The 13,676-nt window shown below is 58.7% G+C and carries 9 protein-coding genes; 8 read left to right on the forward strand and 1 reads right to left on the reverse strand.

What is annotated here, in order from left to right:
• Positions 1-63: 63 nt before the first annotated feature.
• The 8 genes from ACP92_RS03735 (at position 64) to tssA (ending at position 12,715) form a co-directional block, all read left to right on the forward strand.
• Positions 64-2,898 carry a type VI secretion system Vgr family protein gene (locus ACP92_RS03735; RefSeq protein ID WP_013232784.1) on the forward strand — a complete coding sequence of 945 codons (2,835 nt, stop codon included), beginning with the start codon at positions 64-66 and terminating at the stop codon, positions 2,896-2,898.
• Positions 2,899-2,940: 42 nt separating this feature from the next.
• Entirely contained in the window at positions 2,941-3,876 is a 936-nt protein-coding gene (locus tag ACP92_RS03740; RefSeq protein WP_013232785.1) for a hypothetical protein, read from the forward strand.
• A 21-nt stretch (positions 3,877-3,897) separates the two neighbouring features.
• Positions 3,898-7,110, forward strand: a complete 3,213-nt coding sequence (locus tag ACP92_RS03745; protein ID WP_013232786.1) for a T6SS effector BTH_I2691 family protein — start codon at positions 3,898-3,900, stop codon at positions 7,108-7,110.
• Entirely contained in the window at positions 7,107-8,060 is a 954-nt protein-coding gene (locus tag ACP92_RS03750; protein ID WP_041310141.1) for a DUF6708 domain-containing protein, read from the forward strand. Before ACP92_RS03745 ends, ACP92_RS03750 begins: the two co-directional genes overlap by 4 nt.
• A 254-nt stretch (positions 8,061-8,314) precedes the next feature.
• On the forward strand, positions 8,315-9,316 hold the full coding sequence (locus tag ACP92_RS03755) for a DUF6708 domain-containing protein (RefSeq protein ID WP_013232788.1): 1,002 nt from the start codon (positions 8,315-8,317) through the stop codon (positions 9,314-9,316).
• A complete protein-coding gene (locus tag ACP92_RS03760) occupies positions 9,237-10,349 on the forward strand; it encodes a DUF6708 domain-containing protein (RefSeq protein WP_232284896.1) in 1,113 nt (370 codons plus the stop codon). The genes ACP92_RS03755 and ACP92_RS03760 overlap by 80 nt, the downstream gene beginning before the upstream one ends.
• Positions 10,350-10,497: 148 nt before the next feature.
• Positions 10,498-11,463 carry a DUF6708 domain-containing protein gene (locus tag ACP92_RS03765; protein ID WP_013232790.1) on the forward strand — a complete coding sequence of 322 codons (966 nt, stop codon included), beginning with the start codon at positions 10,498-10,500 and terminating at the stop codon, positions 11,461-11,463.
• 124 nt (positions 11,464-11,587) lie between these two features.
• Positions 11,588-12,715, forward strand: coding sequence for a type VI secretion system protein TssA (gene tssA, locus ACP92_RS03770; protein WP_013232791.1), 1,128 nt, complete (start codon positions 11,588-11,590; stop codon positions 12,713-12,715).
• Between the two features lie 145 nt (positions 12,716-12,860).
• Here tssA and ACP92_RS03775 read toward each other — a convergent pair whose 3' ends face one another.
• On the reverse strand, positions 12,861-13,676 hold the full coding sequence (locus ACP92_RS03775; RefSeq protein WP_013232792.1) for an OmpA family protein: 816 nt from the start codon (positions 13,674-13,676) through the stop codon (positions 12,861-12,863).

Below are 13,676 nucleotides of genomic sequence, written 5' to 3' on the forward strand. Positions count from 1 at the left end.
GACGCGCACAGCAGCTCCCCATCCTTCGACCTCGCCACAACCCGGCGCCGCCAGGAGCCGGCCATGAACCTGTCGGACCTGCCCGCCCTGTTCGGCGCGTGGAGCCAGTCGGCCCGCGTGATGCGCCTGCATACCCCGCTGGACCAGGACTACGGCCCCCATGCCCTGATGGCCGAGCGCCTGCAGGCGGTGGAGCAGGTCGGCCCGGGTGAGGACAGCAGCGCCATCGATCAAGCCATCGCCGGCTATCGTCTGCAGCTGTCGTGCCTGAGCCTGAACGCCGACATCTCGCTGCGCAAGCTGCTGGGCCAGCCCGTGCTGCTGGAACTGGATACCGATGGCGGCGCGCGCGCCTTCCACGGCCATGTGACCGCCTGCCGCATGGAAGGCGCCAATGGCGGCATGGCCCGCTACCTGTTGACCATCGAACCCTGGCTGTCCTTCCTGCGGCACCGCCGCGACAGCGCCGTGTTCCAGGACATGAGCGCACCCGCCATCATCGAAGCCGTCTTCGCCGACTATCGCGGCCAGGGCCGTCTGCAACCCGCCTGGCGACTGGATCTGCAGGATGCCTCGGCCTATGCCAAGCGCAGCCTGGCCACGCAGTACCAGGAAACCGACCTGGCCTTCGTCACCCGCCTCATGGTCGAGGAAGGGCTGTTCTACTATATCGAGCACCAGGGCGACAGCAACAGCGCCAGCCTGGGCAGCCATACGGTGGTGATCGCCGACCATAACGGTAGCTTCAAGCCCAATGCGCGCTCCACCGTCGCCTTTGCGCAAACCAACGCCGTGATGGCCCAGGACAACATCGACCGCTGGCGCAGCGTACGCCGCTGGCAGACCAATGCGGTCGAGATCCTCACCTGGGATTACCGCCAGACCGCCGTGCGCGCGGCCAGCACCGCCAGCAGCGGCGAGAACGCCCATGACAAGCTGGTCCTCACCAGCCGCGACGCCCCCGGCCAATACATCAACGAGAGCCCCGAACAGGCGCAGCGCCAGGCGCTCAACCAGATGCAGGCCATCGAAGTGCGCAACAAGGTCTTCACCGGCGCGGGCACCGTGCGCAGCTTCCTGCCCGGCACCACCTTCACGCTCACCGGCCACTACGACCACGACGGCGGCGACGACGACCAGTTCGTCCTGCTGCGCGTGGTCCACCAGGCGCACAACAACCTGAGCGCCGACCTCAAGGCCGGCGTGACGGCGCTGCTGGGCCAAGCCCAGCTGGACGATCACGACCACAAAGGCAGCCTGCTCGACACCGCCTTGCGCTCCGCCGATACGCAGGCGCGCCCGGTCTACCGCAACCGCTTCGAAGCCATCCGCAACAAGATTCCCTATCGCCCCCTGCTGGTCGATGCCCAGGGCGAACGCCTTTATCCCAAGCCCCAGGCCCATGGCCAGCAGAGCGCCGTGGTCGTAGGCGCGCAGGGCCAGGCCGTGCACACTGACCGCGACAACCGCATCCGCGTGCAATTCCACTGGCAGCGCGGCGAGCGCAGCCACAGCGGCCTGTCCTCACCGACGCCTGACGATCATGTGGGCGCCCCCGCCAACGAACAGGCCGGCACCTGGGTGCGCGTGCTGGCGGGCCTCGCGCCCACGGCCGGCGCCAACTGGGGCGGCCAGGCCGTGCCTCGCGTGGGCCAGGAAGTGCTGATCGATTTCATCGAAGGTGATATCGACCGACCGGTGGTGATCGGCACCCTCTACAACGGCCGCGGCGTCGACAATGCCCAGGGCAACCAGGCCGGGCAGGGCGCAGGCAGCGCCACCGGCAATGCCCCGGCCTGGTTCCCGGGCAGCAGTGGCGCGCACAATCATGCCGCCGTGCTCTCCGGCATCAAGACCCAGGCCCTCTCCGCCAGCCAGAGCGGCGGCGGAGGCTATAACCAACTGGTATTCGACGACAGCCCCGGACAGGCGCGCGCAGCGCTGCAACAGCACGCCGACGCCCACGACGGCGCCAGCGAGCTCAACCTCGGCCTGCTGCGCCAGCAGACCGACAACCAGCGCCTGGCCACGACCGGCCAGGGCTTCGAACTGAAGACCCTGTACAGCGCCGCGCTGCGCGCGGGGCAAGGCCTGCTGGTCTCGACCGAAAAGAGCATCAGCGCCCAGCTCGACATGACGCAGGGACTGTCGCAATTGAGCGAGAGCGCACAAAAGCAGCAGCAGCTGGCCGAGACCGCGCAAAAGCACAACGCCCGCCTGGAAGGCGAGAGCGACGCCGCCAAACTACCCGCGGTCGAAGCCATGGGGGAGAGCATTGAGGTGCTCAAGGCCACCCAGAGCGCCAGCACCGGCAGCAGTGGCAGTGATGGCCAGGGCAGCAGCGCCACCACCGCCACAACCGCCTTCAGCGCCCCGCAGCTGCAGCTCTCCAGCCCGGCCGGCATCGCCGCCGTCACCCCGGCCAGCGCCATCATCGCCGCGGGTGTGACCAGCAGCGTCACCGCGGGCAAGGATATCAACCAGATCGCCCAAGGCAATCTGCATTACCTGAGCAAATCCGGCATCAGCCTCTTCACCTATGGCAAGGCCAGCAACGGCAGCAAGCCGAACCAGGAAACCGGCATGGCCCTGCATGCAGCGGCGGGCAAGGTCAGCGTGCAGAGCCAGGCCGGGCAGACCTTGCTGACCTCGGCCAAGCAGTTGACGGTGGCCAGCGTGGGCAAGGATGTCAGCGTTGCGGGCAAACAGCATGTGCAACTGGCGGCGCAAGGCGCGTGGCTGCGGCTGGAAGGCGGCAATATCGAGGTGCATGGGCCGGGGGCGATGGAGTTCAGGGCGAGTGCCAAGGAATTGACTGGGCCGGCCAGTTCTGGCTCCAGTGCCAGCGTGCCGGCGCCTGGGCCGTTGGCTGATTGTGAGTACAAGAGTGGCGCCTGAGGGCACCCCGAATTCTGAGAACGGCGTAAGAAGGATCGCATCATGAGCCAATCCAAAGTCAATGAACAACTGCGTGCCGTCTTGTTTCAGTTGCGCGAAGTTCATCCCCGCAGCCATGTGCATCTGCTACTGGATGGCAATCACCCTTGCGCCGATGATGATGCGTTGCATATTGCCCGTCTGGCCAAGCGCGATATTCCGGCCAAGGCAGTCCCGGTGCCGCGCGCCGATTTTGTACACGATCCCGCGATTTGCCCTTCCTTGGTAACGCTGTATTCACCTGGCGATCGCGGATATCCCGACGAGTTGCTGCTGGATTTGAGCATCGACCACGCATGGCGTCGGCGTGACAGCATTAATGGCAGTTACGTTTGTGGATGGCTGGTGTCGGAAAGTCCGGCCCATGACATCGCCACCCATCTGGCGCGTGCATGTGAGTTGTTCGACGTGCTGCGCGGATGTCGCCGTGTACTGCCGTTGTTTGAGCCCCATCGCCTGTCGCTGGTAGCCGATGCGGGACTGGAGAGTTTCCTGCGCCGCTGGCTGGGACCGATCAGCCACTGGCTGTGGCTGGACATGCAGGGTGAACTCCATAGTCTCGCGGTCAATGAATTGGCCGAAGGAATCTCCAGCAAGGAACATCTCAGCCAGCGGCACTGGCAGGCGCAGCAGCGGGTAGCCAATGCGCGGCTGGTTGCCATGGCAATGGCAGACGCCGGGATCATCCTGCCCACCCACCCGGAAACCGCCATCGATGCGTCCCTGCAGCGGGCCGGGGACCTAGGACTGCAACGTACTGAAGATCTGGTCTTCTTCGCGCTCAACGACTTTTCGATTTCACGCGATTGGACCGCGCATCCCGCCGCGGCGAAGGCGATCAGACAGGCGCAGCAGGGCGAACAGACCTTGAGTGAACTGATGTGCGAACTGTCCGACAACACGCTGGAAGAAATCGCCGCGTCACGCGGGGCTGATTAAACTGTATTTGGAGAGGTTCTGATGGGCACTGAAGTCACTCAAGTTAAATCGACCACTGGCGCGGCGACGATGCGCGCCAATGCCAATAGTGCACAGAAATGCGCGCTCGGCAGCAATGGCCAATGCAGTTTCTGCCAGCGCACGGGCTACCCTATCCTGCCACTGCGCTATGCCGTCAAGCCCTCGTATGTCACTGCAATAGGCGCTGGCCCGCAGTCGCTACCGCAGATGGATAAGTTCGCGGCACAGCCGCTCAAAGGAAATCGTTACACGTTGCGCGTGCTGCGCAAAGGCTATGTCCATGTCTACATGGGGGTCAAAGGTCATTGGCAGACCTACGCGGTAACCGATGATGGCTACCTGCGCTTGCTGAAGAATCCCGACGATCCAGATGCCAAGGGTAACCGTCCATTGACCGAGGCATGCAAGCGGGATGGTCATAACATACCGGCCAGTTTTATCAACATTCCCGAGAAGTACAAGAAGGTATGGATCGGCTTCTCTGAACTTCCCTGGCGCAAGGAAGTGCGTTCTGCCTTTGAGGCGAAGCCGGATGCCCGGATGCAGCAGGTTGACTTGACCCAGATGGCCAACGCGCCTGCACAGGTTCCCAATGCGCTGGAGATCACCCCCGACGGGACGAGCCTGCATGCCTATGTCGAGGAATATGCCAGGGATGCCGGTGACTACGCCAAGCGTCTACAGTATCCGGCGCCAGTGGTGTCTGCCGAGAAGGTAAGCAAAGGCGATTTCCAGTGGGAGAGTTTGCACGGCAATTATCCCCGCAGCGGTCAACTGGCCGCCGTTGGCGAACATGCTACCGCCTACCAGAAGAAAACGAAGCGGAAGATGGCAGCACTCGTTCTGCATGATCCGGTTGGTATGGTGCAGGAACTGAACGGCGCAGTTTCCCGCGTGGTGAAAGCGCGTCAGGACTTTGGGGCGGCCGTGATGCGGCCGCTGATAGTCTCTCAGTCGATACTCGGCCTCAAGAAATTCTTTGAGCAGGCCGCTTCCGCCAATCGTGAGGCTCAAGAGAAGAAGGACAAGAAGCCGGACAAGCAATACGAGCTGGATACCGAATCCATACCAATGTCGGGGACGGCAGGCATCTCTGTCTACAACATGAAGACGACGACCCGCGCAGAGCGCGCTCAGCGGGACGCCGACGATGCGTGGATCCGGATCGCCAGGCGTTACGATGAAGGCGCCCGCGCGGCCTTCGATCAGCGCTATACCGAGGCCATGAAGGGTTTCGAGGAGGGCATCAAGAACCAAGGTCACGACTGGGCCTTGTGGGCCGGGCACGATGCCTGGCGCTTGCACTTCAAAGACTATGTGACCAACTACGGATCTGACTACAAGGATTTTGTCGAGATGTCAGCCGTATGCTTGTCTGGCGGAACCGGCGAGGATGAGTATTCGCAGGCGCTATGGATGAAATGGTTTTCCGCCAAGCCTGACGATGTGACTAATCCAGTGTTTCAGGGCTTGTTCGGCGGTCGCAAGGAACTGCTAGCTTTCCTGCTCCCGGAAAAACCTTCTCTGTGGAGCGAAGATAACGAGCTGAACAAGACCGATAAGCTGTACGAGACCGCTAAAGGAATCACTGCCTCAGAAGAAGTAGACGGACCGAAGAAGTTAGAGCACTTCATCGATGGTCGTGTCAAGACATGGGCTGCGAGCCTCATGACCACCATCAGCGCGGTTTCCACGAGAGTAGACGCCAAACTGAGTCAAGTGGCATTGTTGACTGTCAACCGCGCCATCCAGGCTGGCCAATATTTGTATAGCGGGATCAGCACGACTTTCATCAAGGTAAGAATGACGGTTGGCGATTACCTCAAGTTACTCAATGAATTGGGAATGAAAGTACGAGATGGCATGCGCAAGCGAGTCAATTCGTTGCTGTTTGCGGGCTTTCTTAGTATCTCCGATGCGAGGATTCGTGATCGCATCATCGACGTCACTATCTGGAGCATTGAAAAGGTTTCAGCCATCAAGGCGGCCATTTCCAATGCTGCTAAGTCCGCGGCTGATACTGGCAAGGCAGTGTTAAGTAAGCTCTCTGTCTCCGCAGCGATGGTCAGCGACGAAGTCAGGAAGGAACTTCGCTCCTTGGTCGGGAAAATAGAGCTCAACGCGCAGCAGGCCCGTGTGCTGGCGCGTGACCTGATGGCGAGAAACCTTAAGCTTGGTGCTGTAGGCGAACCTGCGCTGGCCGCAGGCTCTCTTTATTTTCAGTTGTGGGCGTGGAAGGATTCGATGAAGTCGGTCAAGGAGAAAGTCGGCGCAGAAGGGACCGAAGCCCAGTTATCTTTGGTGTCTGCGGGGATCGGCGTGCTGGCCGCTAGCACTGAAGCCTTGGGCGGTTTGTTCAAGCTCTTTAGCGCCGAGGCAGCGGGAAAATTTCTGATGCGCTGGGCAGGGATCATCGGCATGTTCTCCGGTGCCACTGATGTCCTGCAATCGCACGCTGCTTCGGTGAGAGCAGGTAAAAAAGGTGATGCAGATGCTTCAAGCTATTATAGTGTCGCTACAGTTACGTTTTCGTTCGGTGTCATCGCCTCTGGTTTCGCCATAGGTAACCCGGCGCTATTAGGCGGGTTGCTGGGACTGGGCCCAATGGGTTGGGTCATCCTATTAGTCGGCGTGGGTATATTCTTCACGTGGATGGCGATGAACGCAGAGTCCTCTCCCGCTGAGCTGTGGGCCGATCGATGCTATTTTGGACGGGACATCAATGGAAAGGGCCTCTGGTCCGACGCACAGATGGATGAGGAAATGCAAGAGCTCAATAGCATCGTGTCGGGATTGAGAGTCGAACTGGGTAGCCGAAGCTTTTCAACCCGTTGGTTTGGCGATGATAAGCTTGAAGATTACAATGTTAAGCTGAGAATAACATTCGGCATTTTCAGCGCAGAGAATTCAGCCTACGAATGGGTATGGTTCGCTCGCCACAAGTCCAAAGGAAATATCGAGTTGAAGCGAGGACAGTTTGGCAAGGTTCCCCGTCCGCTGGCGACATCGACCTTAAAATCTCATGCGGGTCTTTCTGGCGTCGATTTGCCGACGGTGTATCCAGGCCCGGATAACTCACTCAAGGTCGTAGAAATGTACGCCGGGGTCCACTCAGGAAAATATAAAGAAACCACGGTGGTAATCAACTTCTGGCCCGACGCGACTAATAGCGAAGATTGCTTGGCAGGGACAGTGGTAACGGAGGATGTGTGACAGCAAGTAAGACAAGCCGATTTACTCCCAAAAATCCGCTCTGGGACGAGGATCTTCCAGAGCGCGAGTCGGGAATCGACTTCGACCAGCGTTTGGATAGCCCGCTTCTTGATGAAGATCTGAACCACGTCGATGAGAACTACCTGGAGATTTCTCGTACGTCATCGGTAATCAGGGGGCTAGGCGTCCTGGTCGGAATAATGTTTCTCGCAAGCGCTATTGCGTTTCTTATTCCTGATCTGATCCGGCAGTGGAACGTGTTTGTCACAAGGTCTCCTTTGCTTGGGCTCTATTACTGCACCATGCTCGTGGGAGCGGCCTTGGCGGCGGGCCTGTTTGCTCTGCATGACTGTCTACTTCCTAGAGATACGCCAGTCCGGTTTAATCGAAACACCAGAAAAATATACGTCTACGAATACACTGCCTCATTACGGCGTTTGCAGCGCTGGCGCAAGGAGATCAAGATCTATGACTGGGATAACATCGAGGCGGAGATTGCCAAGGTGTCGGGATTTACGGGGAAGGCTTACGTCGTGCGGCATGAACTGGTGCTGGTGATCTGCAAAGCAGGAACCAACGAGGTCATCGACCGTATTTCACTCAAGGGCAATGACGTCACCGTCGAGACCTTGTATCAATTGTGGTCCTACGTCCGCCGGTTCATGGCATACGGACCGGCCCGCATTCCTGATCTGAAAGCAAGAGTGCAAGGTGTGAGTTTCGTTAGTAGCTTGTTCCACTTCATGCCCTACATTTCACCAACCGAGGAAGGACGGCGCTTCCGCAGCAAGATGCGCTGGCTGGATTACCCGATCATTTTCCTGACGATCTGGTTTTTCTGGATATGGTTGCCTCTCGGGATCTGTAACTACATCGCAATGAAGTGTGCGCCCGAGCCTAAATGGCCGGCTGAGATTGATGCAGAAAGCCGATCTCTTCGGTCGTCCTGAAGCGGGGATTGTGGTACTCAGCCAGAACACAATGGTCTGACGAATCACCTCCGCCGGCGATCAGAACGACAGTATCAACTGCATGTCGATCATCGGACCGACGTTAGCGACCTTCGCGCGATCAGGTCAGGGGACAATATCGGGCACTGCCATAGCAATTCCGCATGCGATTCCGCCCAGGGTTTGCCGTGACATGATAGTGTCGAAGCCAACAGCGGAGATCGCCTGGCCGGGAAATTGATCACGGAGGATAGGTGACAGCGAGCAGTAGAACCCGATTTACACCGAAAAATCCTTCCTGGTATGAGGACCTCGCAGCACGCGAATCTGAAATCGATCTCAGTGAGCGTCTGGATAGCCCAGTTCTCGATGAAGACCTGAATCACATCGACGAGAACTACCTGGAGATTTCTCGTACGTCATCAGTGATCAGGGGGCTCGGTGTCCTGATCGGAATATTGTTTTTTCTAAGTGCAGTCGGGTTCTTTATTCCTTTCCTGATTTATCAGTGGGATCGCTTTTTCGCCATAGCTCCTTTTCTTTGCGTCTATTATTGCGTCATGCTGGTAGGCGGAAGCGTGGTGGTGGGCCTGTTCGCCCTGCATGACTGTCTGCTCCCGCGGGATACACCAGTCCGGTTCAATCGAAACACCAGAAAAATATACGCCTACGAATACAAAGCGTCATTACAGCGTCTGCAGCGCTGGCGCACGGAAATCAAGATCTACGATTGGGACCAGGTCGAAGCCGAGATTGCCAAGGTGTCGGCATCCACGGGAAAGACCTACGTCGTGCGGCATGAACTGGTGCTGGTGATCTGCAAAGCAGGAACCAACGAGGTCATCGACCGAATTGCCCTCAAAGGAAATGACGTCACCGTCGAGACCTTGTACCAATTGTGGTCCTACATCCGCCGGTTCATGGCTTACGGGCCAGCCCGCATTCCTGAGCTGACAGTAAGAGTCCAAGGTGTTGGCTTAGTCAGCTGCTTGTTCCACTTCATGCCCTACATTTCCCCAACAGAGGAAGGAAGACGCTTCCGCAGCAAGATGCGCTGGCTGGATTACCCGATCATTTTTCTGACGATCTGGTTTTTCTGGATATGGTTGCCTCTTGGGATCTGTCACTACATCGCAATGAAGTGCGCCCCCGAGCCACATTGGCCAGCAGAGGTGGATGAGGAAAGTCGTCGAGGCAAGAAAATCAGTTCTTGGCAGGATGCCACCACAGCGGGGATCCCTCGACGGAGCCATTGACCGCGGAGGATGTGTGACAGTAAGCAGGAAAAGCCGATTTACACCGAAAAATCCTTCCTGGTATGAGGACCTCGCAGCACGCGAGTCAGAAATCGATCTCAATGAGCCTCTGGATAGCCCAGCTCTCGATGAGGACCTGAATCACGTCGATGAGAACTACCTGGAGATTTCCCGTACGTCATCTGTGATCAGGGGGCTTGGCGTCCTGATCGGGATAATGTATTTCCTGTTTGCTGCCTCGTTCCTTTTCCCTATGCTCATCGAGCAGTGGCACGACTATTTCGTGACGGCTCCTTGGTTCGGGCTCTATTACTGCACCATGCTCTTGGGAGCGACCTTGGCGGCGAGTCTGTTCGCGCTGCATGACTGTCTTCTCCCGCGGGATACGCCAGTCCGGTTCAATCGAAACACCAGAAAAATATACGTCTACGAATACACTGCCTCATTACAGCGTCTGCAGCGCTGGCGCACCGAAATCAAGATCTACGATTGGGACCAGGTCGAAGCCGAGATTGCCAAGGTGTCGGCATCCACGGGAAAGACCTACGTCGTGCGGCATGAACTGGTGCTGGTGATCTGCAAGGCAGGAAGCAACGAGGTCATTGACCGAATTTCACTCAAGGGCAATGACGTCACCGTCGAGACCTTGTACCAATTATGGTCTTACATCCGCCGGTTCATGGCATACGGGCCAGCCCGCATTCCTGATCTGAAGGCAAGAATGCAAGGCGTGGGCTTCGTCAGCAGCTTGTTCCACTTCATGCCCTACATTTCACCGACCGAGGAAGGAAGACGCTTCCGCAGCAAGATGCGCTGGCTGGATTACCCGATCATTTTCCTGACGATCTGGTTTTTCTGGATATGGCTGCCTCTTGGACTCTGTTATTACATTGCAATGAAATGTGCGCCCGAGCGCGTTGGCCGGCAGAGGTGGATGAGGAGAGTCGTCGGGGAAAATAGGAGCGTCCTCCATCGGATCTTACATGGAGTGAGCGACGTGCCGAATTGCACCGAAAGATGGTCCGTTTTTTGAGTGTTATCCTTCCGGATAGCAGACTTTTTTCTGAACGTTATTTTTCCGACTCTGGAAAATGTGAGGAAACCATGGTGGTAATCAACTTCCGGCCGGACTCCGCTAACAGCGAAGATTGCTTGGCATGGGCGCTGGCAGCGGAGCAGAGATGACCAGTGGAAGTCGTTTTTCTCCGAGCAATCCTCTGTGGTATGAAGATCTGGCTCCCAGAGCATCGGAGATCAACTTTGAAGAAAAGCTGGATGGTCCTCTGCTGGAGGAGGACCTTAATCATGTCGATAACAATTATGTGGAAATCTCACGTACATCATCTGTATTGCGAGGGGGCGGACTCTTCACGGGCCTGATATTCTTTTCGTTCGTTGGCACAGTGATTATTCCATTGATCAGTACGATCGGCCTCCAGTTCTTTACCCTCATTCCACTGTTGGGAGTGCTTGCTGTCGTGATGTTGCTCGGCATTTCCGTGTGGGCATTTTTTCTCATCATCTACGACTGCCGGTTGCCGAGAGATACCCCTGTCCGGTTCAATCGTAATACACAAAAGGTCTATTCCTATGAGTACGCCGCTTCGCTTTCTTCGTTCAAGCGTTGGCACAAGGAAGTCAAGGTCTACGACTGGAGCTGCGTGGAAGCGGAAGTTGCCAAGTTCTCGGGCTTTTCGGGCAAAGCATATATCGTTCGTTATGAACTGCATCTCGTAATAGGTAAGCCGGGAACGCATGAGGTCATCGACCGCATTGCCTTGAAGAGAAATGACGTAACCGGCCTCACGCTCTATGAGCGCTGGTCTTACCTTCGTCGATTCATGGCGGATGGTACCGGTCGCTTGCCTAAGCTAGAGGTGCGGCAACAAGAGCTCGGATTCTTGAAGAGTTTGTTCAGCTACATGCCTTATCTTTCGCCTACCGATGAAGGAAGGCGATACCGGAAAAAGATGCGTTGGGTAGATTATTGCCTAGCGCTGGTGCTGGTATGGTTTTTCTGGCTCTGGCTTCCGTTGGGATTGTGTCACTACGTTGCGATGCGTTGTGCTCCGGCGCCACAGTGGCCCCCAGACCTCGACGGTGAGAGTCGGTCCGGGCGTAGTTCGCAGGAAGGCAATAGAAAATAAACCCCTCACCCCTGAACGCAGCACGCCCCCGCTTGTCCAAAAAACCGGAAAGGGCCTGGCCAGCACGGCGCCAGGTCCCGGATCTTGATCACAAGACAATAAAACAGACCGGAACGACAACAACATGAAGCTACCAACGCTCAAATCCCTCTTGGGGGGCAAACCAGCCATGTCCGCCATTGAACCTCTGCTCAATCCCATCAACGACAATGCGCCTGCCGGCGAGGACCTGTCCTTCACGGCCGACCTCGACGCCATCGCCGAGGCGCGTCGCTTCGACGATCCCACCCTGGATCAGGGCGAGTGGGTGATCGACATCAAGGAGGCCGACTGGCCCTTCGTCGAACAACACTGCGCGCGCCTGCTGGAGGGACGCAGCAAGGACCTGCGGCTGGCGGTGTGGTACTCCGAGGCGGCCTGCAAGACGCGTGGCCTGCGCGGACTGGGTGACGGCTTCCTGCTGGTGGCGGGGCTGTTCGATCGCTTCTGGGACAACATGTACCCGCAGTCGGAAGAGGGCGACCACGACCAGCGGGTCGGTAACCTGACCTGGCTGCTGGCCCGCAGCGTGGCGATGTCGCGCGAGATTGCGCTCACCGAAGGGCGCGGCAGCGCCTATTCGCTGATCGATTTCGAGGCCGCCCGCACCCGCGCTGCCAATGCCGAGCGGATCGCCAACGAGGGCGGGCAGCCGGAAGAGGGTGTCAAGCTGGCGGTCATGGAGGCGGCGCGCAAGCGTAGCTCGCACGCCTTCTACGAGGCCATGCTGGCCGATTCGCAATACTGCGTGCAAGCCCTGGAGCAGTTGGAAAAATCCGTCGATGCGCGCCTGGGCGTGAATGGTCCGGGCTTCTCGGCCGCGCGCGAGGCGCTCATTGCGGTGCGTGAGACCGTGGCGCGCTTTGCGGCCGATACCGGGCTGCGCAGTCCGCAACTGCAAGACAGCGCGGCCAGTGGTGCTGCGGCTGATGCGTCGGCTCCGCCAACATCGGTGGAAGAAACGCCGCCAGCAGGCGCAATGATGCAGCAAGGTCCGATCCGCACCCGTGCCGAAGCCATTGCGCAGTTGCGCGCGGTGGCGGAGTTCTTCCGTCGCACCGAGCCCCATAGCCCGGTCGCGCACCTGGCCGACAAGGCGGCGCAGTGGGGCGAAATGCCGCTGCATGCCTGGCTCAAGAGTGTCATCAAGGATGATTCCACGCTCTCGCATGTGGAAGAATTGCTGGGCTTGCTGCCGCCGCGCAGGGAGTGATCGGCGCTGCCCCAAAAAAACGGAACCGATGGTTCCGTTTTTTTTATGCCCGCATTTGCTGACTACTGAACATTAATTAATCACTACTAATTACTAACTACCAACTCATTAATTAATAACTAATGCTTACATACGCAGTGCCGTCTTACTTGGCGATACGGAATTCAATGCGGCGGTTCTTTGCGCGCCCCTCTGCCGTGGCGTTCGAGGCCACCGGGCGATCCGGGCCTTGGCCAGAGGTGCTCAGCAGGCTCTCGTCGACGCCCTTGGCGCCCAGGTAGGCCTTGACTGCATCGGCACGGGCCAGCGACAGCGAGATATTGCTGGCGCGCAGGCCTTCGTTGTCGGTGTTGCCGATGATTTCCACATGACGGCCCTTGAGCTTGAGCATGGTGGCGGCGATCTCGTCGAGGATGCGCTTGCCCTCGGGGGTGAGGGTGGCCTGTCCGCTTTCGAAGGAGACGACGCGATTGGCCAGGGCGTTATCCAGCAGGCCCTGCTCGGAGGTGGACACGCGCAGCCCGTTGTTGACGGTATAGGACGAGTTGAGGCTGCTGGCCATGTCGCTGGCGATCTGCTGGCGCTGGGCTTCGTTGGCGACCTCGCCGGTGATGGAGACGGTGGTGCCGTCGATCTTTAGCTGGCCGCGGCTGACCGCTTTCAGATTGGGCGAGATCAGGCTCTGCACATGGTTGTTCCAGTTGGCCGGCAGCACTACCTGGCCCACGGCGATCTGGTCGACCACGCGGTCGGCGCCATAGACTTCGCGCAGGCGGGCCAGGGCGGCGGCCTTGCTGGCTTCGTCAGGGACGGTACCGGTGACCAGTACCTGGCCGGGGGCGGGCGTGGCCACGGGGGGCGCGGCGTTCTGCGCCAGCGCGACGTTGGCGAGGTTGCAGAGCAGGGCCGCGGCGAATACGCAGGCGGGCCGGCGCAGGGAAGGGAAGAAGGACGTATCCAA

This window comes from Herbaspirillum seropedicae, from assembly GCF_001040945.1.
GTDB classification, from domain to species: Bacteria; Pseudomonadota; Gammaproteobacteria; order Burkholderiales; family Burkholderiaceae_D; genus Herbaspirillum; species Herbaspirillum seropedicae.

Coding starts and splice junctions, on each gene's coding strand:
- ACP92_RS03735 (WP_013232784.1), top strand. CDS start 64: ATGAACCTGTCGGACCTGCCCGCCCTGTTCGGCGCGTGGAGCCAGTCG.
- ACP92_RS03740 (WP_013232785.1), top strand. CDS start 2,941: ATGAGCCAATCCAAAGTCAATGAACAACTGCGTGCCGTCTTGTTTCAG.
- ACP92_RS03745 (WP_013232786.1), top strand. CDS start 3,898: ATGGGCACTGAAGTCACTCAAGTTAAATCGACCACTGGCGCGGCGACG.
- ACP92_RS03760 (WP_232284896.1), top strand. CDS start 9,237: ATGAGGAAAGTCGTCGAGGCAAGAAAATCAGTTCTTGGCAGGATGCCA.
- ACP92_RS03765 (WP_013232790.1), top strand. CDS start 10,498: ATGACCAGTGGAAGTCGTTTTTCTCCGAGCAATCCTCTGTGGTATGAA.
- tssA (WP_013232791.1), top strand. CDS start 11,588: ATGAAGCTACCAACGCTCAAATCCCTCTTGGGGGGCAAACCAGCCATG.